20 protein-coding genes are annotated in these 26,875 nt (G+C 61.2%); 5 read left to right on the forward strand and 15 right to left on the reverse strand.

Going from position 1 to position 26,875, the window contains the following annotated elements; translation table 11 throughout:
* Positions 1–637 precede the first annotated feature (637 nt).
* Positions 638–4,267 (forward strand): vitamin B12-dependent ribonucleotide reductase, encoded by a 3,630-nt coding sequence (locus AC2ISB_RS04100; RefSeq protein WP_486576231.1) that lies wholly within the window; start codon positions 638–640, stop codon positions 4,265–4,267.
* A gap of 63 nt (positions 4,268–4,330) precedes the next feature.
* Positions 4,331–4,582: a hypothetical protein gene (locus AC2ISB_RS04105; RefSeq protein ID WP_339107036.1), complete on the forward strand. Its 252-nt coding sequence runs from the start codon at positions 4,331–4,333 to the stop codon at positions 4,580–4,582.
* A 204-nt stretch (positions 4,583–4,786) separates the two neighbouring features.
* Here the strand turns inward: AC2ISB_RS04105 and AC2ISB_RS04110 are convergent, their stop codons facing one another.
* The 3 genes from AC2ISB_RS04110 to AC2ISB_RS04120 form a co-directional block, all read right to left on the reverse strand.
* On the reverse strand, positions 4,787–6,064 hold the full coding sequence (locus AC2ISB_RS04110) for a sensor histidine kinase (protein ID WP_486576233.1): 1,278 nt from the start codon (positions 6,062–6,064) through the stop codon (positions 4,787–4,789).
* A complete protein-coding gene (locus tag AC2ISB_RS04115) occupies positions 6,061–6,744 on the reverse strand; it encodes a response regulator transcription factor (protein ID WP_486576235.1) in 684 nt (227 codons plus the stop codon). Before AC2ISB_RS04115 ends, AC2ISB_RS04110 begins: the two co-directional genes overlap by 4 nt.
* A gap of 86 nt (positions 6,745–6,830) precedes the next feature.
* On the reverse strand, positions 6,831–7,814 hold the full coding sequence (locus tag AC2ISB_RS04120) for an aldo/keto reductase (RefSeq protein WP_406736782.1): 984 nt from the start codon (positions 7,812–7,814) through the stop codon (positions 6,831–6,833).
* Positions 7,815–7,920: 106 nt separating this feature from the next.
* On the opposite strand from AC2ISB_RS04120, the gene AC2ISB_RS04125 reads away from it, so the two are divergent.
* Both AC2ISB_RS04125 and AC2ISB_RS04130 read left to right on the forward strand, forming a co-directional pair.
* Positions 7,921–8,823: a LysR family transcriptional regulator gene (locus tag AC2ISB_RS04125; RefSeq protein ID WP_486576238.1), complete on the forward strand. Its 903-nt coding sequence runs from the start codon at positions 7,921–7,923 to the stop codon at positions 8,821–8,823.
* 141 nt (positions 8,824–8,964) lie between these two features.
* Entirely contained in the window at positions 8,965–9,933 is a 969-nt protein-coding gene (locus AC2ISB_RS04130) for an aldo/keto reductase (protein ID WP_339107041.1), read from the forward strand.
* A 37-nt stretch (positions 9,934–9,970) separates the two neighbouring features.
* On the opposite strand, the gene AC2ISB_RS04135 is transcribed toward AC2ISB_RS04130, so the two are convergent.
* Both AC2ISB_RS04135 and AC2ISB_RS04140 read right to left on the reverse strand, forming a co-directional pair.
* Positions 9,971–10,867, reverse strand: a complete 897-nt coding sequence (locus AC2ISB_RS04135) for a LysR family transcriptional regulator (protein WP_406736780.1) — start codon at positions 10,865–10,867, stop codon at positions 9,971–9,973.
* Positions 10,868–10,942: 75 nt separating this feature from the next.
* On the reverse strand, positions 10,943–11,917 hold the full coding sequence (locus tag AC2ISB_RS04140) for a class 1 fructose-bisphosphatase (RefSeq protein WP_339107043.1): 975 nt from the start codon (positions 11,915–11,917) through the stop codon (positions 10,943–10,945).
* 178 nt (positions 11,918–12,095) lie between these two features.
* Here AC2ISB_RS04140 and AC2ISB_RS04145 point away from each other — a divergent pair, with 178 nt between their 5' ends.
* Positions 12,096–13,064 carry a bile acid:sodium symporter family protein gene (locus AC2ISB_RS04145; RefSeq protein WP_486576240.1) on the forward strand — a complete coding sequence of 323 codons (969 nt, stop codon included), beginning with the start codon at positions 12,096–12,098 and terminating at the stop codon, positions 13,062–13,064.
* A 52-nt stretch (positions 13,065–13,116) separates the two neighbouring features.
* On the opposite strand, the gene rocF is transcribed toward AC2ISB_RS04145, so the two are convergent.
* From rocF to AC2ISB_RS04195, 10 genes are all read right to left on the reverse strand, one after another.
* Entirely contained in the window at positions 13,117–14,055 is a 939-nt protein-coding gene (rocF, locus tag AC2ISB_RS04150) for an arginase (RefSeq protein ID WP_339107045.1), read from the reverse strand.
* Between the two features lie 211 nt (positions 14,056–14,266).
* Positions 14,267–14,950, reverse strand: coding sequence for a hypothetical protein (locus tag AC2ISB_RS04155; protein ID WP_339107046.1), 684 nt, complete (start codon positions 14,948–14,950; stop codon positions 14,267–14,269).
* A gap of 145 nt (positions 14,951–15,095) precedes the next feature.
* Positions 15,096–18,302 (reverse strand): chemotaxis protein CheB, encoded by a 3,207-nt coding sequence (locus AC2ISB_RS04160; protein WP_406720595.1) that lies wholly within the window; start codon positions 18,300–18,302, stop codon positions 15,096–15,098.
* Positions 18,303–18,528: 226 nt separating this feature from the next.
* Entirely contained in the window at positions 18,529–19,458 is a 930-nt protein-coding gene (locus AC2ISB_RS04165) for a carbohydrate kinase family protein (RefSeq protein ID WP_486576244.1), read from the reverse strand.
* A 22-nt stretch (positions 19,459–19,480) separates the two neighbouring features.
* Entirely contained in the window at positions 19,481–20,926 is a 1,446-nt protein-coding gene (gene xylB, locus AC2ISB_RS04170) for a xylulokinase (RefSeq protein WP_486576752.1), read from the reverse strand.
* A 4-nt stretch (positions 20,927–20,930) separates the two neighbouring features.
* Positions 20,931–22,397 (reverse strand): mannitol dehydrogenase family protein, encoded by a 1,467-nt coding sequence (locus AC2ISB_RS04175; RefSeq protein WP_339107049.1) that lies wholly within the window; start codon positions 22,395–22,397, stop codon positions 20,931–20,933.
* 81 nt (positions 22,398–22,478) lie between these two features.
* Positions 22,479–23,486, reverse strand: coding sequence for an ABC transporter ATP-binding protein (locus AC2ISB_RS04180; RefSeq protein ID WP_330629236.1), 1,008 nt, complete (start codon positions 23,484–23,486; stop codon positions 22,479–22,481).
* Between the two features lie 11 nt (positions 23,487–23,497).
* Positions 23,498–24,328, reverse strand: a complete 831-nt coding sequence (locus tag AC2ISB_RS04185) for a carbohydrate ABC transporter permease (protein ID WP_330629631.1) — start codon at positions 24,326–24,328, stop codon at positions 23,498–23,500.
* Between the two features lies 1 nt (position 24,329).
* Positions 24,330–25,202 (reverse strand): carbohydrate ABC transporter permease, encoded by an 873-nt coding sequence (locus AC2ISB_RS04190; RefSeq protein WP_330629630.1) that lies wholly within the window; start codon positions 25,200–25,202, stop codon positions 24,330–24,332.
* Between the two features lie 125 nt (positions 25,203–25,327).
* Positions 25,328–26,647, reverse strand: coding sequence for an ABC transporter substrate-binding protein (locus tag AC2ISB_RS04195; RefSeq protein WP_339107050.1), 1,320 nt, complete (start codon positions 26,645–26,647; stop codon positions 25,328–25,330).
* Positions 26,648–26,875 lie beyond the last annotated feature (228 nt).

Consider the following 26,875-nt stretch of genomic DNA (forward strand, 5'->3'; position numbering starts at 1 on the left):
ATGATACAACATTGGGCCTGCCATATCGTCCGCGTCATGCCACGGGGTTCTTGTCGGGCGTCCACGGGGGCGGGGGGCTTTTTGTAAGCAGGCTGCCTGTATCCTCCGGATAGTCGTTAATAAATAGAGGCTTGGGAGAATCGCTGAGCCGTTGGTGGCGGGCGTTTTCTCCTGCGGAGGGAAGAGCTTTCGGCATCCTTCCCCTTGGTGGCGCCGTTAAGTGTTATTTTTGCGAAAATGTGATTTTGCGTCCTTTTTGGGCACGCGATTGTGGATAATTCCCGCCAATCGTCTTCGGGCGAAGCCAAGCCTCCGTGACTCAAGGAAAACTTCCGGACAGCTCGCCATCCTGACGGATGGGGCCTCTGTGGAGGAATCGGCCCGCCCTTTGCCGGACTCTGCCGTCAACATCAAAAACGCCCTTCCGGTGATTAAAGATCAGTTGACGCGCCACTAACCCTAGGCCAATTTGTGCAAAGTCCCAGATGAAGCCACCAGATGTAGTGGTGTTGGGGCTACGCAGGCAAAATATGCAGATTCAGTGTGGAATCGGTCTTGCATGGGGGTGCAGGGCTTTGACTGCGTGCGCCGACAATGTTGGTGGGTGAATGTTGCCATTGTTCAGGGAATTGAGCAGATGAAGATCGAGCGGAAATTCACAACCTCGGAAAGCGGCGCTTATGGCGCGATTGCCTTCACGACGACGGACTCAGAAATTCGCAATCCGGACGGGAAAATCGTCTTTCGCAACGATAGCGTTGAGATTCCCGAGGGCTGGAGCCAGGTCGCCTCTGACGTTCTGGCGCAGAAATATTTCCGTAAGGCGGGGGTTCCTGCGGCGCTGAAGCGCGTGCGCGAAAAGGATGTGCCGGAGTTCCTGTGGCGCTCGGTTCCCGATGAGGCCGCGCTGAACGATCTTCCTGAAGACAAGCGGTTCGGCGGCGAGACCTCGGCCAAGCAGGTGTTTGACCGCCTTGCAGGCGCTTGGGCCTATTGGGGCTGGAAGGGTGGTTATTTCACCAGCGAAGACGACGCCCGCGCCTATTATGACGAGATGCGCTATACGCTGGCCCGCCAGATGGGCGCGCCGAACAGCCCGCAATGGTTCAACACCGGTCTGCATTGGGCCTATGGCATCGATGGCCCGAGCCAGGGCCACCATTATGTCGACCCGAAAACCGGCAAGCTGGTGAAATCGGCCTCGGCCTATGAGCACCCGCAGCCCCATGCCTGTTTCATCCAGTCGGTTTCGGATGATCTGGTCAATGACGGCGGCATCATGGACCTCTGGGTGCGCGAGGCGCGCCTGTTCAAATACGGCTCGGGGACGGGCACCAATTTCTCCAGCCTGCGCGGCGCGGGGGAGGCCCTTTCGGGGGGCGGCAAGTCTTCGGGGCTGATGGGGTTTCTCAAGATCGGGGACCGCGCGGCGGGGGCGATCAAATCGGGCGGCACCACGCGGCGTGCGGCCAAGATGGTCATCATCGATATGGACCACCCCGATATCGAGGATTTCATCAACTGGAAGGTCATCGAGGAGCAGAAGGTTGCCTCTCTGGTCGCTGGTTCCAAGCTGCATGAGCGCGAGCTGAACAAGATTTTCGCCGCGATCCGCGCCTTTGACGGATCGGATGAGGGGGCGGTCGATCCGGCCAAGAACCCCGCGCTGAAGGCGGCGATCAAATCCGCCAAGGGCGTGATGATCCCCGAGACCTATATCAACCGCGTGCTGCAATATGCACGTCAGGGTTATAGCAGTATCGAATTCCCGACCTATGACACGGATTGGGACAGCGACGCCTATGCCTCTGTTTCGGGACAGAATTCCAACAATTCGGTGCGGGTGACCAACGCCTTCCTGAAGGCCGTAAAGGAAGATGCCGATTGGGAGCTTCTGCGCCGCACCGATGGCAAGGTCGCCAAAACCATCAAGGCACGTGAGCTCTGGGAGCAGGTGGGCCATGCCGCATGGGCCTGCGCCGATCCGGGCATCCAGTTCCATGATACCGTCAACGAATGGCATACCTGCCCTGAGGACGGGCCGATCCGCGGCTCGAACCCGTGCTCGGAATATATGTTCCTTGACGACACCGCCTGTAACCTTGCGTCGATGAACCTGCTGACCTTCTATAAGGACGGTCGCTTTGACGCGGATGCCTATATCCATGCCTGCCGCATCTGGACCATCACGCTGGAAATCTCGGTGATGATGGCGCAGTTCCCAAGCCCGCAGATCGCGCAAAGGTCCTATGATTTCCGCACGCTGGGTCTTGGCTATGCCAATATCGGCGGGCTGTTGATGAATATGGGTCTGGGCTACGACTCGGATGAGGGCCGCGCGCTGACCGGTGCGCTGACGGCGATCATGACGGGCGTGTCCTATGCCACCTCGGCGCAGATGGCGTCTGAACTGGGTGCCTTCCCGGGCTATGCCAAGAACGCCGCCCATATGCTGCGGGTCATCCGCAACCACCGTGCGGCCGCGCATGGCACGGGCACCTATGAGGCGCTTGAGGTCCAGCCCGTGGCGCTGGATCACGCGAATTGCCCCGACCCGAAGCTGGTCGAACTGGCGACCGCCGCATGGGATCAGGCGCTGGCCTTGGGCGAGGCGCATGGGTTCCGCAATGCGCAGGTCTCGGTGATTGCGCCCACGGGCACCATCGGTCTGGTCATGGATTGCGACACCACCGGCATCGAGCCCGACTTCGCGCTGGTGAAATTCAAGAAGCTCGCAGGCGGCGGCTATTTCAAGATCATCAACCGCTCGGTGCCTGCGGCCTTGGCCAAGCTTGGCTATAGTTCCGCACAGGCCGAAGAGATCGTGTCCTATGCGGTGGGCCATGCCAGCCTTGGGAATTGCCCGAGCATCAATACGACCTCGCTGATCGGTCATGGCTTTGGCGAGGCCGAGATCAAGAAGATCAACGCGGCCCTGCCTACGGCTTTTGACATCCGCTTTGTCTTCAACCAGTGGACGCTGGGCGAGGAATTCTGCCGCGATACCCTTGGTATTCCGGCAGAAAAGCTGAACGATCCGAGCTTCGACATGCTGCGTCATCTGGGCTTTACCAAAGCGCAGATCGAGGCCGCCAATGACCATGTCTGCGGCACGATGACCCTTGAGGGCGCGCCGCATCTTCGCCCCGAACACCTGAACGTCTTCGATTGCGCCAATGCCTGCGGCAAGAAGGGCAAGCGCTATCTGTCGGTCGAAAGCCATATCACCATGATGGCGGCGGCGCAGAGCTTTATCTCGGGCGCGATTTCCAAGACGATCAATATGCCCAATTCGGCGTCCATTGAGGATGTGAAAGCGGCCTATGAGCTGTCCTGGTCGCTGGGCATCAAGGCCAATGCGCTTTACCGCGACGGGTCCAAACTCAGCCAGCCCCTGGCCTCGGCGCTGATCGAGGATGACGAGGAGGCCGAAGAGATCCTTGCTACCGGCAGCCCGCAGGAGAAGGCGCAAGTGCTGGCCGAGAAGATCGTCGAGAAGGTGATCGTCAAGGAACTGGTGCGTAGCAATCGTGAAAAGCTGCCGACGCGTCGCAAGGGCTATACCCAGAAAGCGATTGTCGGCGGGCATAAGGTGTATCTGCGCACTGGCGAATATGATGACGGCTCGCTTGGCGAGATCTTCATCGACATGCACAAGGAAGGCGCGGGCTTCCGTGCGATGATGAACAACTTCGCCATCGCCGTGTCGGTGGGGCTGCAATATGGCGTGCCGCTGGAAGAGTTTGTCGATGCCTTCACCTTCACCAAATTCGAGCCTGCGGGCATGGTGCAGGGCAATGACTCGGTCAAGAATGCGACCTCGATCCTTGATTACGTGTTCCGCGAACTGGCGATTTCCTATCTTGACCGCACCGATCTGGCGCATGTGAAGCCCAAAGGCCATACATTCGACGATATCGGGCATGGTTCGGAAAGCTCGCTGGAAGAGGACGAGCAGGCATCGAAATCGCTGGAAGTCCTGCGCCAGATTTCGTCTTCGGGCTATCTGCGCAAACGTTTGCCGCAAGAGCTGATGGTGTTTCAGGGCGGTCAGGCGGCGGTCGGGTTCTCGGAAACACAGACCGGCTTTACGGCCAAGACCTCTACGGCTGTGTCCTCGGGCACGGTGTCGATGGATGCCCGCACCAAAGCCAAGATGCAGGGCTATGAGGGCGAGGCCTGTGGCGAATGCGGCAATTACACGCTCGTGCGCAATGGGACCTGCATGAAATGCAATACCTGCGGCGGCACCTCGGGCTGTAGCTGATGTCGAGCGGTCCGGCCCGCAGCCGGACCTGACCACCTCTTGAACGTCTTCATGGAGAAAACGTTGGAACTGATTATCGGAAATACGCGCGTTCAGGCGGCAGAGCTTGAACTGATCGAGGGTGGCATGGTTGCCAAGCTTTCGGGGGATGCGCTGAAATCGGTGCTGAATGCGACATTCGGCGGACAGGCCTCGGTCGAGGTCTGGGGCGCGGGGCTTGGCGCCTGCCCGATGAGCGTGGCCGAGATCGAGATGCATGGTGCATCTTCGACCGTGACGCTCATGCAGTCGGGCTCGGCTTACGGCCTGCACTGAGCGCAGGCGATGTATCCCCGGGGTGGGGACCCGTGATTTTGGGTGGTGGTTAACGAGTTCGGGGGCAGGTGCGCTTGCCCCAGACGTCGAGAGGGCCCAGGCAAAAAATGATCCGACGAGGGCAGTGAACGAGAACGAGCCCGACTGACGAAACTCCCCCTATGGCCGCTGGCCATAGGGGTTTTTCTTTTGCCGTAAAGCAGGTTACTGGTCTTTGGTGCAGACCGGCAGGTCAAGCGTGACCTGCGCCAGAGGTCCGGCCTCGCGCGGGAGGATCTCGAAGCGGGTCGGGATGCCCAGATCGCGCGCCAGCCGCATCACGATGTCCAGCCCCAGTCCCGATCCGGCAGAGCCGCCGGACTTGCCGAAACGTTCCAGATGGAAGCTGGCCTCGGGTGGGGCGGGGTTGGTGACCCGCAGACGCCCTTGCGGTGACAGTTGCAGCCGGACTGTGCCGGTGCCGTGATCGCGGGCATTGCCCAAGAGATTGCGCAAGATGATCGCTAGCGCATCGCGGTCACTGGAAATATCGAGCCGGTCCAGATCGCTGTCGTCAAACAGGATCGAGGGCTGCCCGTTGCTGTTCGGGCGCAGCTCGTGGCAAAGCAGCCGGATCAGCGCCACAATATCGATCCGCTCCCGCGCAAGGCCCAGCCCCGCCTCGGCGCGTTCAAGCTGTAGCAGGCGCTCGACGCGCAGCGACAGCCGGTCGATCGTGTCGATCAGATCCCTGCGCGCGTCGGCCTGCGCGGCTTGGGGCGTGGCGGCCATGACCTCGATCCGGCTGCGCAGCACCGCCAAGGGCGTGCGCAGCTCATGTGCGGCATTGGCGATGAAATGGCGCTCGGCGGCGCGCAGATCCTTGATCCGGTCAAGGTAGATATTGAAGGCATCGGTGACAGGGGCCATTTCCTGCGGCAGCATATCCGCCGAGAGGGGCGAGAGATCCTCGGCGCTGCGGCGGCGCATCCTGTGCGAGAAGGCGATGGTCGAGGACAGGCTCTTGCGCAGGGTCAGGATGACGGCGGCGGTGACAATCAGCAAAAGCGGGATGATCAGGAACAGGAAGGCGCGGGCGGCTTCCATCAATTCATGGCTGCGGCGCTTGAGGCTCTGGCCGATCTCGATCACGCCGTCGGGGGTTGTTTGCCGCACCACCTGCCAGTCTTCGGTCTGGCTGATCCCATCACGCCCGAGCGCAGGCCAGGGGGCAGCGGTGGCCGGCCCCTCCGGCAGCAGGATGCGCATCTGCCAATCCGTGTTTTGCGCATGGCTGTTGGCCCAAGTGGCAATGGCTTGGGTCTGGTCATGCGCCAGAAGCTGCGCCACCAACGCGGCGTCGTCCTTCAACGCGCCATCCAGAACTTCGCCCATTTCATGGTTCAGCGCATAGATGCCCACGCTCAAGGTCGCGATCCAGCCAAAGCCCACCGCCAGAAGCACATTGCGCAGCAGGCGCTTTTTCAGCGACCACGGCGTCACGGGATCAGATATCCCAAACCGCGTCGCGTCACGATGACCTCCGCGCCGAGCTTCCCCCGTAGCCGCGAGATATAGACCTCGACGGCATTGCTTTCCACGCTGTCATCATAGGCGAACAGGGTCTCTTCCAGTGCGGCCCGCGACAGAATGCGCCCGCGCGCCGCCAGAAGCGCCTCGAAAAGCGACCATTCCCGCGATGTCAGACGGATTTCCTTGCCTTCGCCAGTTGTGCCTTCGCCAGTTGTGCCTTCGCGCCAGAGCCGTGCCGCGGCACGGTCGATCCGCAGATCGCCAAGGGCGGTCTGCGCGGTCGGGTTGCCTTCCGAACGCCGCGCATGGGCGCGCAGCCTCGCGGCCAGTTCGCCCAGATCGAAAGGTTTGGTCACATAGTCATCGGCACCGGCATCCAGCCCCGCGATCCGGTCCGAAATCTGGTCGAGCGCGGTGGCAATGATCACCGGCGTGCGGTCACCGGCGCGTCTGCGGGCGCGTAGAAGCGTCAGCCCCGACCCGTCGGGCAGCCCCAGATCGAGGATCACCCCTGCATAATCGGTCACATCCCAAGCGGCCTCGGCCTCATCGACCGAGGCGGCAATATCCACCGCATGGCCTTGCAGGCGCAGGAATTGCGCGACATTGCGGGCCAGATCGGGGGTATCTTCAATCAGCAGCACTCTCATGCTTTCTGGATAGCGCGGGCCTTGCGCCGAGGCGAGGAAAAACCGCGCCTGTGGCAAACGGCCAGACCGATCTCAGGCCTCAACTCTCAGGCATCAACCCCTTTCATGCCCTCTGCCGTGTAGCGCGCGCCCGCAACCGGCATCTGCGCCAATGCGCGGTCCAGTGCGGCCAGATCTTCGGGGGTCAGGACCACATCCAGCGCGCCAAGATTGTCCGCAAGATAGGCCGGACGCTTGGTGCCGGGAATGGGCACGATATCGTCCCCTTGTGCCAGCAGCCATGCCAGCGCCAGTTGCGCGGGGCTGCAGCCTTTGCGCAGGGCCCAGTCGCGCACCAGATCGGCGATGCGCAGATTGCTGGCCAGCGCCTGATCCTTGAACCGTGGCAGCATCGCGCGGAAATCGCCGCTGGCCAGCTTGCTCGGGTCGCTATAGGCGCCGGTCAGGAACCCGCGCCCCAAGGGCGAATAGGGCACGAAGCCGATGCCCAACTCGCGGCAGACAGGCAGGATCTCGGTCTCTACGCCACGGGTCCAGAGCGAATATTCGGTCTGTAGCGCGCTGACCGGATGCACGGCATGTGCGCGGCGCAGGGTCGCGGCGCTGACCTCGCAAAGACCGATATGGCCGATCTTGCCCTCGGCCACCAGTCGGGCCAGCGCCTGCATGGTCTCTTCGATCGGCTGGTCGGGAGCGACGCGGTGCACATAATACAGATCCACCCGTTCCACGCCCAGCCGCCTGAGCGACCCTTCCAGTGCCTGCCGTGCATAGGCGGGGCTGGTATCGATGTCGCGTTCATAGGCTCCGGGCTTGCGCACAATCCCGAATTTCGTGGCGATTTTGACCTTCGCGCGGGTCTCTTTCAGAAAACGCCCGATCAGTTCCTCGTTGTGGAAGGGGCCATACATGTCGGCAGTATCCAGAAAATCCAGCCCCGCCTCTGTCGCCTGATGCAGCACCTCCAGCGATTGCGCATCATCGCGGGGGCCGTAGAATTCGCTCATGCCCATACAGCCCAGCCCCAAGGCCGAAACGTGGAGTTCTTTCGTCAGCGAACGTTTTTGCATGATCGGTCCTTTCCGCTTGTCTTGTGCTGCCGGTCTTGCCATTTTTCAGATACGGAGAGTATCCACGCAATCGGTATACCGCTTTCCGGAAATGGAAGGTAGGGCCATGACAATCGTCTGGGATGATCTGAAAGTGTTTCTGGCGGTGGTGCGGATGGGCACGTTGTCGGGGGCGGCGGGGCAGTTGCGGCTGGGGCTGGCCACGGTGTCGCGCCGGATCGAGAGGCTGGAGGCCGCGATGGGCACGCCATTGTTCTTGCGCACCCAGACCGGCTATCGCGTGACCGAGGATGGTGCGGCGCTGGTGGAACGGGCCGAGGATATGGAGGCGGCGGCCAGTAGCCTTGCGGGCCATGCGCAGCCCTCGCGCGAGGTGTCGGGCACGGTGCGGCTGGCCACGGCTGAAAATCTTGCCACCGATCTGATCCTGCCCGCTTTGCCGCGTTTGCAGGCCCGACATCCCAAGCTTTGCCTTGATCTGGTGACAGATGTGCGCACGGTCAATCTGCATCGTCGCGACGCCGATCTGGCGCTCAGGATGGTCAAACCGGAGCGCGGCCATGTCACGTTGCAGCGTCTGGGGCGGCTGGGCTTGGGGCTTTATGCCGCGCCGTCCTATCTGGCGCAGCGGACAACCGGTGGTGAGGGCGCGGCCTTCGATCATGACGCCTTCATCATGTGGGGCGAGGGGCAGTCGCATCTGGCTGCGGCCATCTGGGTCGAGCAGATGCTGCAAGGCCGTCCACCGGTTCTGTCGACCACTTCGCTTGCCACACAGGTGGCGGGCTGTCGGGCGGGGCTGGGGCTGGCGGTCCTGCCACATTTTCTGGCTCAACCGCGCGGGCTGGTCTGCCTGCGCCGCGATCTGGGGATTGATCAGCCGGTCTGGCTGGTGACCCAGACCGATCTTGTGCAATCGCCGCGGGTGCGGGCGGTGGCCGATTTCCTGCGCGATCTGGTCGAGACCCATCGCGCCCATCTGGCGGGCGACGCGCCTGCCACCTGCTGAAGCTCACGGTTCTTTCATCACCTCAGACGGCCTTGCGCATGTGCGGCAGGATCGGGCGCACTATCTTTGGGGGCAGATGCATTTCTATGAGGACCAAGGGCGGCTTCGACCCTTGAAACCGTTTGAGAAAGGAGGCCTTTCATGAAGACCAACACACTTGGCACGACCGGTCTGGAGATTTCCCCGATTGTGTTCGGCGGCAATGTTTTCGGCTGGACACTGGATGAGGCGGCGAGTTTTCGCATGCTGGATGCGCTGATCGATCACGGCTTTACCACGATTGACACGGCGGATGTCTATTCCGCATGGGGGGAAGGCAATAGCGGCGGCGAGTCCGAGACGATCCTTGGCAAGTGGTTCGCCGCGCGGCCCGGCCTGCGCGAGAAAGTGACGCTGTTTACCAAGGTCGGTTCCGATATGGGCGGACCGGGTGAAAAAGGCCTGTCGCAAGCGTGGATTTCCAAGGCGATCGACCTGTCGCTGGAGCGGCTGAAAACCGACCATGTCGATCTTTATTTCTCGCATTGGCCCGATGACAGCGTGCGCCATGAAGAGACGCTGGGGGCCTATCGTGACCTGTTGGCAGCGGGGAAAATCCGTGCGATCGGGGCGTCAAACTATGATTACGCGTTGCTGTCCTCGGCGCAGCGCGTTGCGAAAGACCACGGGCTTCCGGCCTACCAGGTGCTCCAGCCCGAATATAACCTCTATGACCGTGACGGGTTCGAGGGCGATCTGCGCGCGTTCTGTATCGCGCAGAATATCGGTGTGGTCACCTATTTCAGCCTTGCCGCGGGCTTCCTGAGCGGGAAATACCGCAGGCCCGAAGACCTCGAAGGGTCCAAACGCGGGGATATGGTCCGGAAATATCTGAATGATCGGGGGCTGGCGGTGCTTCAGGCGCTGGACGAGGTGGCCCTGGCCCATAATGCCAAACCCGCCGAGGTGGCACTGGCATGGCTGATCGCGCGGGAAGGGGTCAGCGCCCCTATCGCCTCGGCCACCAGCGAAAGCCAGCTTGCAAGCTTTGTGAAGGCGGCAGAGCTGCATCTGGCCGAGGACGAGATGAACGCATTGACAGAGGCGGGCGCGGTGGAGGCCGCGCAATAGGGCCGGAAACGGGGCCGGTCCGGTTGCGGCCCCGCTTTCAACACTCGCCCAGAATGCCTGACTGTTTCATATCCTCTTGGGCGAAATCGATGAGTGCGCGCAGCTTGCGGGGCAGGCGCTGCCCTTCGAGATAGACGATATTCACCGGATAGGTTTCCCCTGTCTCCTCCGGTAGAAGGGCAACCAGCCGTCCGCTTTCCAAGGCCGCGCGCAGGGCGAAATCGGGGCAATAGGTGATCCCCAGACCCATTTCGGCAAAGCGGCAGGCGGCGCGGGCCGAGTTGACATGAAACCGCCCCGTGACCGTGACATGCCTGTCCTTGTGGAACGACCAGCGGCGGGCATTTCGGCGGTTGGTGTCGATGATGCAGCTATGATGTTCCAGATCCGCAAGCTTTTGCGGCCTGCCATGTGCAGCCAGATAGGCGGGGCTGGCGGCCAGTTTTACCCGAAAAGCGCCGATCTTGCGGGATTTCAGCGCCATCATGTCAAGCTGACCGATGCGGAACGCCAGATCGATCCCGTCTCCGGCCAGATCGGTAAACCGGTCGCTCAGTCGCAGATCAATGGTCAGATCGGGATGGGTCTGCCCGAAACGTCCCAGCATCTCGGCCAGATAGGCTTCCCCGAAGGTGACGGGGGCCGAGATGCGGATCAGCCCCGCGAGCCCCCGCGAGCCCTCGGCAATATCGCCGATCATCAGGTCCAGATCATCAAGCAGGGCGGGCGCACGCGCCATCAGCTCCTCGCCTGCGGGCGTCAGCCCGACCTTGCGCGTAGTGCGCTGGAACAGCCGCGTCCCGAGACGGGCTTCCAGCGCCGCCACATATTTCGAGGTCAGGCGGTTCGACAACCCGAGCTGATCTGCTGCCGCCGTGAAAGAGCGTGTCTGTGCGGTGGCAACAAAGGCGCGTAATTCATCGATCAGATCCATATGATCCCCCATAATATATGGGAGATCATGCGGCGATTATCCTCAGATCGCAAGAAATGCATTACCTGACAAAGGTCAGCTATTTCGGGCGATATAGTCTTCGATCACCCCGACCTCTTCCGCCGCCCCGAAGATCAGCGGGACAAATTCATGCAGCTCTGTCGGAACGAGATCCAGAATGCGCTGCTGGCCCGTGCTGGCCCGACCTCCGGCCTGTTCGATCAAAAAGGCGATTGGCACGGCCTCGTAGGTCAGGCGCAAGCGGCCATTCTCATAGCCCTTGCGCGCATCCTGCGGATAAAGAAAAGCACCGCCTTTCAAGAGGATGCGATGTAGCTCGCCCACAGCCGCCGCCAGCCAGCGCATGTTGAAATCCCGCGCGCGCGGGCCGGTCTTCCCCAAGCGCAGATCGTGGATATAGGCCTGCAACCCCGCCGACCAGTGACGTTCGTTGGAGGCGTTATAGGCGATGATCTTGGCCTGTTCGGGCAGCATCACCTTGGCGAGTGTCACATGGAAGGCCTGCGATTGCGCATCATAGGTGGCGATATGTACGCCATCGCCCAAGGAGTAGCCGAAATCCAGCGAATGGCCGAAAGACGCATAGCCCGCCGCGACAGCTTCATTGCCTGCCCGCAGAAAATCGCCCGTGCCTGCGGGATAAAGCGCAAACAGCATCCCCAAAGGTGCCCCGATACCGATGGAGCCGGAACCGTCAATCGGGTCAATCACCAGATCCCAATCGCCCTCGGGATCCAGACAGACGGGGGCTGCGGCCTCTTCTGACAGGACATGGCGGATATTGCTGCCCTCGAGCGCCGCCAGCACATGCTCATGCGCCCCGACATCCAGTGCTTTTTGCGCATCCCCGCTGTCATTCTGGCCGACCAGCGCCGCAGGATCACCGGGCAGCTTGCCTGCCGCCAAGCGCCCCGCCAGCGGCACCATTGCACGGGCAAGTCGGAGCACGATCTGGCCCAGATCATCATCTTCAACCAGCGTCTCCAGAAGCGGGTAATCATGCGTGCTGTCATCGGGGAGGATGAGCATGGAAATCTCCTTTATGTATGTCTCTGTTTTGCCCGTCTTGCGCGAGAATGTCATCGGAGTTTTCCCGAGGATATTCGGCAAATTGTGTTTTTCGGGGAGAATGTCTTGTGTTTCATAAGCGAGGTGAGTATCCGCGCGATCATGCAGAAGAAATCATGTTACGATTTTGAGGGAAAAAATGAAATCAATCGCCGCATTTTCGCAATTTGTCGGGCGGACATTCGCGTTCTGGACCGTGCTTTTTGCAGGTCTTGGCTTTGCCTTTCCCGATATTTTCGTACAGCTCAAAGGGCTGATCGTCCCGCTGCTGGGGCTTATCATGTTCGGAATGGGGCTGACCATCTCGGCACAGGATTTTGCCGAGGTCGCCAAACGCCCCGTGCAGGTGGCCATCGGGGTGGTCTCGCAATTCGTTATCATGCCGCTGATCGCCGTGGCACTGACGATGATCGTGCCGATGGCCCCCGAAGTGGCGGCGGGGGTCATTCTGGTCGGGTGCTGCCCGGGCGGCACCTCCTCGAATGTGATGACCTATCTTGCCAAAGGTGATCTGGCGCTTTCTGTGGCCTGTACCTCGGTCACGACCCTGCTGGCGCCGGTGGTGACGCCGTTCCTCGTATGGACCTTCGCATCGACCCATCTGCCGGTGGACGGGATGGCGATGTTTGTCTCGATCCTGAAAATGGTGATCTTGCCGCTGGTGCTGGGGATTATCGCGCAGAAATTCCTGCCCAAGCTGGTCAAGGCCGCCATTCCCGCGCTGCCGCTGGTTTCGGTCACGGGGATCGTGCTGATTGTGGCGGCCGTGGTTGCGGCCTCGAAAGGGGCCATCGTCCAGTCGGGTGTGATGATTTTCGGCGTGGTTGTCGTGCATAACCTGCTGGGCTATCTGATCGGCTATCTTGCGGGCCGTCTGACAGGGCTCAGCCTTGCCCGCCGCAAAGCGATTGCCATCGAGGTCGGTATGCAGAATTCGGGGCTCGGGGCCGCATTGGCCACCGCCTATTTCTCGCCGCTGGCGGCTGTGCCTTCGGCGATGTTTTCGGTCTGGCACAATATCTCGGGGGCGCTGGTGGCCAATATCATGGCACGGTTCACCGAGACCCCTGCCGTATCGGAGGTCATGACGGACGCAAACGGGCGCTGACCCTTGCGCGCCTCAGGGACAGGGCCCCGGTCGTCAGGCCGGGGCTTTTGCATTAGAACCGGCGCGCGTGGTTGAGCGTGGGCCGGTCAAAGACCGAACGCCCGAAGAGCGAGGCGGTCAGATCCACCATGAGCTGCGCCGTCTTGCCGCGTTCGTCCATGAACGGGTTCAGCTCGACCAGATCGAGCGAGGTGACCAGCCCGCTGTCATGCAGCATTTCCATCACCAGATGCGCCTCGCGGAATGTCGCGCCCCCCGGCACGGTGGTGCCCACAGCGGGAGCGATCGAGGGGTCGAGAAAATCGACATCCAGCGAGACATGCAGCATGCCGTTCGCCGCCTCCACCTCGGCCAGAAAATCGCCCAGCGGTCGGGCGATGCCGGTTTCGTCGATGGCACGCATGTCATAGCGGCGCACGGGGCTTTTCTTCAGCGCGACCCGTTCTGCCGGATCGACAGAGCGCAGACCGATCATGCAGGTATGCGACGGTTCGAGATAGTGGTCGAGCGTGGGAAAACCCGCGAACCCGTCGCGCCCCGTCAGATAGGCGACCGGCGTGCCATGCAGATTGCCCGATCCCGAACTTTGCGGCGTATGGAAATCGGAATGGGCATCGAGCCAGAGCAGATAGAAGGGCCGGCCCAGATCGGCCGCATGCTGGATCATCCCTGCGACAGAGCCCATAGCCAGCGCGTGATCGCCGCCCATGAAAATCGGAAAGCCCAGCTTGGCCGCATCGCGTCCGGCCTGCATCAGGGTGCGGGTCCATGCGACGGTTTCCGCCATAGCATGGATGCGGTCATTATCGGGGGTGACCTCGGGCAGGGGGCCGGGGGCGAGATTGCCCAGATCGCGTATGTCGCGCCCCAGTTCGGTCAGGATCTCCTTGATCCCTGCCACGCGATAGGCGTCGGGCCCCATCAGGCAGCCCTTGCCGCGTTTGCCGCAATCGACGGGCGCGCCGATCAGGATAGTCGTGGTGCCGCTCATGATGTCCCTCCGCCTTGTTGATCTCTTACTGTCGCGCCGAACGGGCGGGAAGGGAAGCCCCCACAGGCGGCCGGCGGGGATATGCCGTGCTGTGCCGGATGCATTTAAGGTTAATGCCTTGCATCGAAAAACAAAAAGCCCTGCGATCAAAGATCACGGGCCGGATACTGGAAACAGGGATACTGGAAAACGTGGCCCGGATCGGGGGGACTTAGCTATTGGCGACAAGCTTGATGGCGGGGTCTTCCTGATGGGCGGGAAGCTGCGAGAGATAATCCACCGCCAGCATCTGCGGAGTATTTTCCACATAGCGCCGCAGCATATGGGTAAAAAAGGCCAGATCCTCCTTTTTCTGCGTCAGGGTCTGCAACCGCAGCGCCACTTTGAACGGCAGGTCAGCATCGGCGAATGTGTCAAGCTCGACATGCGCAAGATCAAGGCAGGGGATCAGCAGCGACAACAACGCATCGGTCGCGCCTTTTTCCAGCGTGGTCAGTGTCTGGCCTTCGCTGCGATACTTGATCGACAAGACCGCCTGAAACTCGCCAATGACATTGCGGAACCGCACCGCCACGCGCTGCAAACCGTTGACATTGCGTTGCGCGATAATCCGCATCCCGCCCAACACAAGACCGGGGATCTCGATCAGGTTGTGGGAATTGGTCGAGACAGAGAAATCACCATTCTGGGGAAGATAATGGATCAAAGCCTCTGCAAAAGGGGAGGTAAACGCACCCGCCAGCGGTTCAGGCTGGCGGAACGTGATCTGGTTGCGCATGTTGTCCAGATTCATTTCGATCCGCTCGGCAAACCATGCGCCGGTGGCATCGTCACGGAGGAGGTGGAGTGTAACTATTCCATACTCATGATGGCTGTGCTGCCCGTCCGCACCCATTTTCGGGTATCCTTTCGGTCAATGGAGTATTTGTTCTTGGAAACATCATCTGGTTGTAATCGTTAATAAGGTCTTAATTATGAGCGGGCTTTTGGTCACGTTGGTTTCAATTTCCTGAAAACCGCCAGCCCGCGCAAAAAACCGCCTAGTCGATGACCCTGATCGACCCGTAAAGATGCGTGACCTGATTGCTGGCATTGCACTCGACATTGCCGCGGATCTGGCATTTGCGGGAGGCACCATGCCGCAGGATCAGTGTCTCTTCGAGGCAGAAGGGCCGGCGCTGCTGGATCGCGTCCTGAAGCGTCTTGCGCAGCAGGGTCTGGCGGTCCGATGGCAGATGCGAAATCAGCCGGTCCAGAGACTGGTCGCCCTCGGAGGCGACATCCATCATCTCGATCAGCACCGGATTCCAGTAATGCAGGTTGTTGATGATATCGATCGAGAAGAAGCCCATATGCTGTTCGGTGGTGATCTCGTCATAATGGCGCACCAGAAGGTTCTCGTTCTGGATGCGCGAGAAATCACGGCAGACCCCGATCAGCGCGATGGGTTCGCCCACCTCGTTCCGCACCGCCGAGCCAGAGCTTTCCACCACAACCGTCGCGCCGTCCCTGCGTTTGAGGCGGGCGAAGAAATGGAAGGGTTCATTGCGGTTGAGTGCGCTCTCGATGGCGGATTTGACGATATCGCGGTCGTCGGGATGGTAGTAATTGACCGCCTCATCCATTTTCCGCTTGGCCTTATCGGGCATCATGCCGTGGATGGCATAGGTCTCTTCCGACCAGCTGACCTCTTCGGTTGCCAGATTGACGCGCCATGTCCCGATATTCGAGAATTTGCGCAAGGTCTGGTTCAGCAGGGAATCCACCGTCATATCGACCGAGGTGATCAGCACGATCAGCCCGATCAATCCGTCATTTTCGGTGACCAGCGGCGAAACGGTCAGCGAATGGCAGTAATCGTCAATCTCGAACTGCCGGTAATGCGGGCGGCGGTCCAGAAGCGCCTGCGAACAGATATCGACAAGCGGCGGGTAGCCGTTGGGGATGTAGCATTGCGACAGATGGCCCAGCGAATGGCCACGCTCGCGGATCTCGAAGGTCCGTGTGGCCGACTGACTGGCATGGCGGATCAACAGCCCCTGATCAAGCATCATCATCACCGTGGGCAGACCCTTGATCAGCCCGTTCAGCTCGGCCGAGGTGCGTTCGAGCTGGCCGGTATTGACCAGCAGCTCCTCGTTGACGGTGATCAGTTCCTCATTCGTGGATTGCAGCTCCTCGTTCGAGGTCTCCAGCTCCTCATTCGTGGATTGCAGCTCCTCGTTCGAGGATTGCAGCTCTTCGTTCAGCGATTGCAGTTCCTCGTTCGAGGTCTGGAGCTGCTCTATCGTGATCTGTAGCGTGTCGCGGGTGCGCGACAGCTCTGTTTCGAGATAGTTCAGGTAATCCGAACGCTCGATATTCTCGGGGTCGGGCTCCGAGCGCATCTCGGTCTCGAAACCGATCAGCACCACCGGCTCCTCGGCCTTGTCGTCGATGATCGGCCACGCGGTCATCCGCACGGTATTGAAGTCGCGCCCGTCCACCTGATGCCATTGGCCCGACCGTGCCTCACGCTGCTTGAGCGCGACCAGCACCATGGAATTGGCCTCATAGGCCAGCGCCTTTTGCAGCACATCCAGCGTCATGCCGCCATGAATGGGGGTGCGCATTTCCACGAAGGGGGCGATATCGCCATAGATTTTCAGCACGGCGCGGTCGCGATTGGTCAGGAAGCCATTGCGCACCACGGATTTCGCCAGCGCATCGAAACGCCACCAGTCATTGGGAGGCGTCGGTGCATTGCGGTAGCTTGCAGGCGACGCGGCGCGCAGATGATTGGCAGGCGGTAGCGAGCCGTTCAGGGCAGGGGCTGCCGAATTCAGCCTTGTGGAGCGTTTGCGCAGGATCTTTCCATGCTGGCTGAGCGGCACGAAGAAGCTTTCCAGCGCGCCGGTCGTCTCGGATGTGCCCAGAAACAGCAGACCGTCCTGTTTGAGCGCATACTGGATCCGCGTCAGCACCCGTTCCTGCAGCTTGGGTTCGAAATAGATCAGCACGTTACGGATCGACACGAGGTCGATCGACATGAAGGGCGCATCCTGAAAGACGTTATGGCGCGAGAACATGACGAAGCTGCGCAGCTTCGATTTCACCACGACATGATCTTCGGCCAGATCGAAATAGCGCGACAGATATTCCTGCGGAATATCGGTGACGGCAGAGGCCGGATATTGCCCGCGCCGACCGATGGCCAAGGCACGGTCATCGATATCGGTGGCAAAGATCTGCAGCTTGTCCTTTTCGACCTTTGCCAGCCCGCCCAAGGCCTCGACGATGAGGATGGCAATCGAATAGGCCTCCTCGCCGGTCGCGCAGCCCGCAATCCAGACCCGCAGCGGCTCTTGCGCGCCATCGGAGACCTTCTTGGTAATCGCATCGCGCAGCGCCAGAAACTGGTCGGGATCGCGGAAGAAATTGGTGACCGAGATCAGTAGGTCGCGATAAAGCGCCTCGACCTCGTCTACCGACCGGCGGCAGAGTTCGACGTAATCGGCGTAATTCTCGATGCCCTTGGCGATCATCCGGCGATGGATGCGGCGGTTGATCGTGCTTTCCTTATACTGGCGGAAATCGACCAGCGTATGGCCCAGCAGGATCTGGAACAGATCCGAATTCTTGCCGGTGTGTTCGTTGATATCCTTGAGGCTTTCCAGATCACGCGGCTGGGCAAGGATCATGGCCAGATGCTGGCCCATCTGCTGCGGTGTCAGCGTCAGGTCCACACAGCCGGTGCGGATGGCCGACACCGGCATGGAATCGTATTTGGAGCTCGAGGGTTCCTGCGCGATGGTGATCCCGCCCGCCTCGCGGATGGCCTGCACCCCGTAGCTGCCATCCGATCCCGTGCCCGACAGCACGATACCCACCGAACGTTCGCCCACTTCTGAGGCTATGGATTTGAACAGCCGGTCCGCCGAGGGTTTGGGGGCCGCCGGATGCCCTTCGGGGTTGCGCAGCACAAACTCGCCATCTTCCAGAACGACGTCATGGCCGGGCGGCGGGATGTGGATGGTATTGGCCGCAGGCACCACACGTTCTTCGATCTCGACCACGGCAAGGCTGGTTTCACGCGCCAGAAGCTGCACCAGCATGGATTTATGGCTGGGCGACATATGCTGGGCCAGCACATAGGCCACATCAAGCGATTTGGGCAGGTTCTGTGCCAGCAGGGATGTGGCTTCAAGCCCGCCTGCGGACGCGGCGATCCCCACGATGTAAGCGGGGGTTTTCGCATCGCTTGTCACGTCATGTTCTCCCGAGAATGGTGCCCGATGGGCAGTGCACCGTAAGGCGAAAAGCTTGAAAGAATAAATCCTTATATTTGTGATATAGAAGCAATTATCTGATCTGTCCAAAAAGAATGACGCGAAATAGTAAAACTACTTCGCGTCATCGGCATCTGGTTCAAAAGACGGCAGCCGCCTCTTTGTGGCTGTCCCGTTGCGGGCTGCCTGATGTGGTCACACCCTGTCAGGCCAGTTCCGCGGCCCAAGGCGGGTTGGCCCCCGCGCGCGAGACGGTGACGGCGGCGACTTTCGCCCCGAAGGCCAGAACGCGGCGCATATCGTCCGGCGCAAGACGGCGCAGTTGGGGTTTCTCCAGCAGGCCCAGTTCCGACAGCTTCGCCAGAATGCCCGCGTTGAACGTATCTCCCGCACCGACCGTATCGATCACGGTGACCCGCTCGGCGGCAATGCTGACCTCGGTGCCATCCGCAAGCCACGCGCTGGCCCCTTGCGCCCCGCGTGTCACGATCACCACGGCAGGGCCGCTGGCCTGCAGCGCCTGTGCCTTCTGGGGCAATGTCTGCGCGCCGGGGAGGATCCAGTCGAGATCCTCGTCGGAGACTTTCACGATATCGGATTGGGCCAGCATCGCGCCAAGCCGTGCCCGATAGCGCGCCGCGTCACGGATGAAACCGGGGCGGATATTGGGGTCGATCATCACCGCGCGGTTGGTATGGTTGCGGGCCAGAAGGGCGGCATAGGCATCGGCCCCCGGTTCGCAAGCCAGAGAGATCCCGCCAAAATAGAGCGCGTTCACGCTGTCGGGCAGGGGCGGCAGATCGGCTTCGGTCAGCATGCGTCCCGCCGAATTCTCGTCGTAGAAGACATAGCTTGCATGTCCGTCGACCAGCTTGACGAAGGCCAGCGTGGTCGGCCTGTCGCTGCGGATGCAGAGCTGGGTGTCCACCTGACTGTCGCGCAGCCCCTGATCAAGCTGCTGCCCGAAAAGATCGCTCGACAGTCCGGTCAGCATCCCTGCCGTCTGTCCAAGCCGCCCCAAGGCGATCGCGGTGTTGAACACCGCCCCGCCATTATGGGGAACAAACCCCTCGCCGCCCGAGACGGTCGGGGTGGGGATCATGTCGATGAGGGCTTCACCAGCACATAAAATCATCGCTTTGTCCTTAGTGAGAACGTTACTGGATGGCACGGATGGCCGGATAGGCCGCGCGGAAGGCGCGATAGGCATCGTCATAGGCGGCGACCAGATCGGCCTGCGGTGCGATGACTGCGCCAATGGGCGGCGGCGTCATGATCCGTGCAGGGTCCGCGCCTGTCGCCGCAACCTGACCAAGGCGCGCAGCCCCGAGGGCCGCCCCGAATTCACCGGCTTCGGGTTTGGCCAAAGGCAGATCCAGCACCGTCGCAATCAGTTTGAGCCAGAGTGCCGAGGCCGAGCCGCCGCCGATGGCGAAAAGCTGGCCCAGTTGGGCACCTGTGGCGCGTAATGCCTCGGCGCTGTCGCGCAGCCCGAAGGCCACGCCGGTCAGCACGGCCAGCACCATGTCATTGACGGTCGTATCGGTGCCCAGCCCCGTGAAACTGCCACGGATGGCGGCGTCATTATGCGGGGTGCGCTCGCCCGAGAGATAGGGCAGGAAACGCACCCGCCCCGGAGGGGGCAAGGTCTCGCCCAGCGGCTCCACCAGCTCGCGCGGGGATTTGCCGGTGATCGAGGCCAGCCAGTTGAGGCTGTCGGTGGCCGAAAGCATCACGCCCATCTGGTACCAGCGGTCAGGCACCGCATGGCAGAACGTGTGCAGCGCCGTCGCGGGGGCGGGGGCAAAGCCGTCCCGCGCGGCCAGCAGAACGCCCGATGTGCCCAGCGACACAAAGCCCTGGCCTTCGGTCAATGCACCGATCCCGCAAGCGGCGGCGGCATTATCGCCCGCGCCGCCTGCCACGGTGACATCGCCCACGCCCCACGCCTGCGCCAGATCGGCGCGCAACTGTCCGGCGGGGGCGGAGCCTTCGACCAGACGCGGCATCTGGTCCTTGCGCATATGGCTTGCGCTGAGCAGGCGGCTTGACCAGTCACGCGCGCCCACATCCAGCCAGCTGGTGCCCGCGCTATCGGACATATCGGCCACATGCGCGCCCGTCAGATACCAGTTGAGATAGGCCGCAGGCAGCAGGACCTTTGCAACCTTGGCGAAGACCTCGGGTTCATTTTTGGCCACCCACATCAACTTGGGCGCGGTAAAGCCCGGAAAGACGATATTGGCGGAAATCTCGCGGAAAACCGGCAGGTGATCCAGCGCCGCGGCCTCGGTATGACTGCGGGTGTCGTTCCAAAGAATACAGGGCCGCAGAACGTTATTCTCGGCATCCAGCAGCGTCGCACCATGCATATGGCCCGCAACACCGATACCCTTGAGGGCTGCAAATTCCGGATGGCTGGCGCGCAGGTGCGCAACGGCCTTTTCCAACGCCGCAATCCATTCGGCGGGGTCCTGTTCGGACCAGCCGGCATGGGGATGCACGGCGCTATAATGCGCCTCCGACGAACCAATGGCGCGCCCCTGATCATCAATCAGAAGCGCGCGCAGGCCCGATGTGCCAAGATCGATGCCCAGATACATCGGATCAGGCCAGATAGGCGTCAAGCGCGGCTTCAAGGCCCTGCGCATGGATCATCGTCAGCCATTTCGCGAAGGGCTCGGCAAAACGCGCATCATCGGCCAGTTCGCCATATAGAAGGCGGTTTTCCAGCCATTCCTGCGGGTTCTCTTTGGCAGCCAAGGCGCGGATCTGCAGGTCCGCCCAGAAGGGGTCATTGGGTTCGACGACCGTGCCATCCTCACGGATGCCGGTGCAGTAGCGCGCCCAAGCCGCCGAGACGAGCGCCAGACCCTCGACGGTCAGGCCTTTCTCGAGGCATTCGCGCACCGAAGGCAGGATGAAGCCCGGATGGCGCGACGACCCGTCAAAGGCCACACGACGGGTGGTGTCGACAATCATCGGGTTCGAGAAACGCGCCTCGATCAGGGCGACATAGCCTTCGGGCGTCATGCCGGGCACGGCATGCACATGCGGCATGATCTCTTCGGTCTCCACCTTGCGGTAGAACGCGTGGATCTTGGGATGGTCCATACATTCGGAAATATGTGCAACCGAAAGCACTTCGCCCACATCCGAAATGACCTGATGGCCACCATTGAGAATGCGGATCTTCATGGTCTCGAAGCTGTGCACATCATCCGAGAAGGTCGCGCCCGCTTTGTCCCAATCGGGGCGGCCCGCGCAGAAGTTGTCCTCGATCACCCATTGGCGGAAGTTCTCGTGGGTGACGGGGCAGTTATCCTCGATGCCGATCGAGCGCACCAGTTCCAGCTCTTTCGGGCCGGTGGCGGGGACGATGCAATCGACCATTGCGTTGGGGAAGGTGCAGTTGGCATCGATCCAGTCGGCCAGCTCGGGGTCCGACAGACGCGCCAGCGACACCACGGTCTGACGCAGGATCGCGCCATTGCCCTGAAGGTTGTCGCAGCACTGGCCGGTAAAGGGGCCGACGCCCGTGTCACGGCGGATTTTCAGCGCGGCCACGATGGCCCCGAAGGCGGTCTTCGGCGTCTCGGGATTGGCGGCGTCATGCAGAATATCGGGGTGCTTGGCGTCAAAGCCTTTGGTGGCGGGGTCGATGAAATACCCGCCCTCGGTGACGGTCAGCGCCACGATGCGGATCTGCGGATCGGTCATCGCCTTGATCAGCGCGCCATTGCCGTCCTCGATCGGAATATAGTCGATCATCGAGCCCACGACCTCGGCCGACTGGCCTTTGGGGTCCAGCTCGATCAGCGTGGTCAGACAATCCTGCGCCAGCAAACGGTCGCGCATGGCCGCATCGGGGGCACGCACGCCCGCGCCGATGATCGCCCAGTCATGGGCAAGGCCCGCTTCCATCAGCCGGTGCAGATACCACGACTGGTGGGCGCGGTGGAAATTGCCCAGACCGATATGCACAATGCCGGGGGTCAGTTTGCTGCGGTCGTAGCTGGGGCGCTTAACGGCCTCGGGCAGTTGCGACAGAGTGGCGTTGGAAAGCTGTACCATGGTGGCACCTATCTGAAATGGAGTGGGGGCCACCTGAAAGGGGCCGCAAGGGGCAGGGGCGCCAGCCCCTGCCAGAGTGGTTTACCGGATCGCTTTACCGTTTTCGTCGAAGCGGTGGATGTTATGCTCTTGGGGGGTGAGCCAGACGGTGTCGCCGGCATGGACATCGACCTCGCCCGAGACGCGGACGTTGAACTGGCCGATGCCTTCGACCTGCACATGGGCATAGGTGTCCGAACCAAGGTGCTCGGAGACGCCAACCAGACCCTCGATCGCGCCGTCGACCGGCGTGGTCGAGAGGTCGATATGCTCGGGGCGGATGCCGATGGCATGGGCCCCGCGGGCCGCGGCGCGCTCGCCTTCGATGAAGTTCATCTTGGGGCTGCCGATGAAGCCCGCGACAAAGCGGTTATCGGGGTTGCGGTAGAGATCGAGCGGGCTGCCCACCTGCTCGATGCGGCCTGCGCGCAGCACCACGATCTTGTCGGCCATCGTCATCGCTTCCACCTGATCATGGGTCACATAGATCATCGTGGTCTTGAGCTTCTGATGCAGCTCCGAGATCTCGAGGCGCATGTTCACCCGCAACGCCGCGTCAAGGTTCGAGAGCGGCTCGTCAAACAGGAAGGCGGCCGGTTCGCGCACAATGGCACGCCCGATGGCCACCCGCTGGCGCTGGCCGCCCGAAAGCTGGCCGGGCTTGCGGTGCAGGTAATCGGTGAGGTTGAGCGCCTCGGCCGCCGAGGCGATGCGGCGCTCTTGCTCGTCGGTGGGCACACCGGCCATCTTCATCGGGAAGGCGATGTTTTTCTTCACCGACATATGCGGGTAAAGCGCGTAGCTCTGGAACACCATCGCGAGGCCGCGCTTGGCGGGGGGGGCCTCGGTGGCATCCGTGCCGTCGATCATGATCTGCCCGCCCGAAAGATCCTCGAGCCCCGCGATCAGACGCAGCAGGGTGGATTTGCCGCAGCCCGACGGGCCCACGAAGACCACGAATTCGCCGTCCTTGATATCCAGATCCAGCGGCGGAATGACTTCGACTTCGCCAAAGGTCTTGCGCACGCCCTTCAGAGTGATTTGTCCCATGACTTATGTCCTTATTTCACCGCGCCGAAGGTCAGGCCGCGGACAAGTTGTTTCTGGCTGAACCAGCCCATGATCAGGATCGGCGCGATGGCCATGATCGAGGCGGCAGAGAGTTTTGCGTAGAAAAGCCCCTCGGGCGAGGAATAGGAGGCGATGAACTGCGTCAGCGGCGCGGCTTTGGAAGCCGTGAGGTTGAGCGTCCAGAAGGCCTCGTTCCAGGCGAGGATGATGTTGAGAAGCACCGTCGAGGCCATGCCCGGGACCGCCATCGGCGTCAGCACGTAAAGCACCTCTTCCTTCAGCCCCGCGCCATCCATGCGCGCCGCCTCCAGGATCTCGCCGGGGATCTCCTTGAAATAGGTGAACAGCATCCAGACAATGATCGGCAGGTTGATCAGCGTCAGCACGACGACCAGACCGATGCGGCTGTCCAGCAGCCCCAGATCGCGGAAGATCAGGTAGATCGGCACCAGAACCCCCACCGGCGGCAGCATCTTGGTGGACAGCATCCACATCAGGATATCCTTGGTCCGACGGCCCGGCACAAAGGCCATCGCCCAGGCGGCGGGCACCGCGATGATCAGCGCCAGCAGGGTCGAACCGACCGAGATGATGACCGAATTCATGAAGAATAGCGGGTAGTTCGAGCGTTCGAGCACGGTATGGTAGCTTTCCAGCGTCCAGCCCGAGAAGAGCACCTTGAGCGGCGAGGCGATCGCATTCCCTTCCGTCTTGAACGACAGGATGAAGATCCACAGGATCGGGAAGAAGATCGCAATGCCCACAGCCCAGGCAAGTACGGTGGTCAGCGCCTTGCGGCGGGGAGTGACGATACGGGACATCTCAGGCCTCCAGATTCTTGCCGATCATCCGCATCAGGAAGATCGCAACGATATTGGCCAGAATGATCGCGATGACACCGCCCGCCGAGCCGCCGCCGACATCGAATTGCAGCAGCGACTGCACATAGATCATATAGGTCAGGTTGGTCGAGGCCACGCCCGGACCGCCATTGGTGGTCACCAGGATCTCGGCAAAGATCGACAGCAGGAAGATGGTCTGGATCAGGATCACCACGGTGATCGCCCGCGACAGGTGCGGCAGCATGATGTAGAAAAACCGCGCCAGTTTCGAGGCCCCGTCCATCTCGGCCGCTTCCAGCTGTTCCTGATCAAGCGATTGCAGGGCCGTCAGCAGGATCAGCGTCGCAAAGGGCAGCCATTGCCACGAGACGATCCCGATGATCGAGGCCAGCGGCGCCTGGGCCAGAAAATCATAGGCCGGAAGCCCGAAGAGATGCGCGATATGCGCAAACAGCCCGTTGACCGGATTGAGGAACATGTTCTTCCACACCAGCGCCGAAACGGTGGGCATCACGAAGAACGGCGCGATCACCAGAATGCGCACGATCCCCTGCCCGAAGAAGGGCTGGTCCAGCAGCAGCGCCAGAAGAATGCCCCCCACGATGGTGATTGCCAGAACCCCCACCACCAGTAACACGGTGTTAAGCAGCGCCGTGATAAAGGCAGGATCCGTGACAAAGAACTCGTAATTGAGGAAGCCTGTCCATTCTTCCATGCCGGGCATGAGAAGGTTGTATCGCAGGAAGGAGAAGTAGAGCGTCATCGCCAGAGGGACGATCATCCAGCCGAGAAGAAGAATAACGGCAGGAGAAATCATCAACCTCGCAGCGGCGCGGGAATGCTTCGTGGCCATGGGCTACCTCGGCACGCTTGGTTGGATTTTGGGTCGAAGGTCCACGGTCCCGCGCTGCGGGGCCGTGGTGTATAGCGCAATGCGGGCAGGGGGACCTGCCCGCAGCTATAATTGCGGTTGGTGGATTACTTGACGTAACCGGCTTTCTTCATTTCACGCTCGGTCAATGCCTGCGCGGATTGAAGTGCCTGATCTGCCCCCATCTGGCCTGCCAGAGCGGCGGAGAAGATCTGGCCCACAGCCGTGCCGATCCCTTGGAATTCGGGGATCGAAACGAATTGTGCGCCGACATAGGGCACATCCTGCACCGACGGTTTCTCGGGCGTGGCCTTCGAAATCGTGTCGATGGTCAGCTGTGCGAAGGGCGCGGCAGCCAGATAATCGGGGTTCTCGTAGAGCGAGGTCCGGGTACCGGGAGGGGCTGCGCGCCAGCCTTGCTTGTCGGCCACAATCTGGGTGTACTCTTTCGAGGTTGCCCATTCGACGAAGGCTTTCGCCGCGTCTTTATGTGCCGAGCTTTCCGGAATGGCGAGGTTCCACGACCACAGCCAGTTGCCGTGATTGTCGACGCCTTCCTTGTTCGGGAAGACCGCATAGCCGACCTTGTCAGCCACGGTGGACTCTTCAGGGTCGGTCACGAAGCCTGCCGCGACGGTCGCATCGATCCACATGCCACACTTGCCTTGCTGGAAGAGCGACAGGTTTTCGTTGAAGCCGTTGGACGACGCACCGGGCGGGCCGTATTTGGTCATCAGGTCGAGATAGTCGGTGAGCGTGGCTTTCCACGGCTCGCTATCGAATTCCGGCTCCCAGTTCATATCGAACCAGCGGCCACCATAGGAGTTTGCCATAGCCGAGATGAAGGCCATGTTCTCGCCCCAGCCGGGCTTGCCGCGCAGACAGATGCCGTAGATGCCGTTGTCTTTATCGGTCATCTTCGCGGCGGCGTCCTTGATCTGGCTCCAGGTCGGCTGGTCAGGGATGCTCACACCGGCCTTCTCGGCCAGATCCTTGCGATACATCACCATCGCAGATTCGCCATAGAACGGCACCGCGTAAAGCGTACCATCCACCGACAGCGCCGAGCGCATGGCGGGCAGCAGGTCATCGGCATCATAATCTGCCGGAAGATCGTTGAGCGGCACCAGCCAATCACGTTGGGCCCAGATCGGAACCTCGTAATTGCCGATGGTCATCACGTCGAACTGGCCGCCATTGGTGGCGATGTCCTGCGTGACACGCTGGCGGAGAATGTTCTCCTCGAGCGTCACCCACTCAACCTTGATGTCGGGATGTTTGGCGTAAAAGTCGTCCATCAGCCCTTGCATCCGCACCATGTCGCCGTTGTTCACGGTGGCGACGGTAATGGTGGTTTCGGCTGCAGCAGCTGTGGCAAGCGCGCCAAGGGCGCAAGCACCCAGAAGGGCACGGATTGTCATGGTCATGAATTCCTCCCAAAATTCAAACGAGCAATTATCCGCTCTATGGGCAAATGCTCATGAACGGGGCTGTGAGTCAAGTGTGAATTGCGCTGGGGAGAAAGGTGATATGCGCAAAACGCCGCTTGGATGTGCGCAAATTGGTGATAGCGGTAACATATCTTCTCCTTCCGCGCAGGAATGCGGCCCTTGTCAGGGGGACGCAATGGCTGGTTCGCGCCAGAGTAGAATGGG

The organism is Thioclava sp. NS-SX20 (assembly GCF_057380695.1).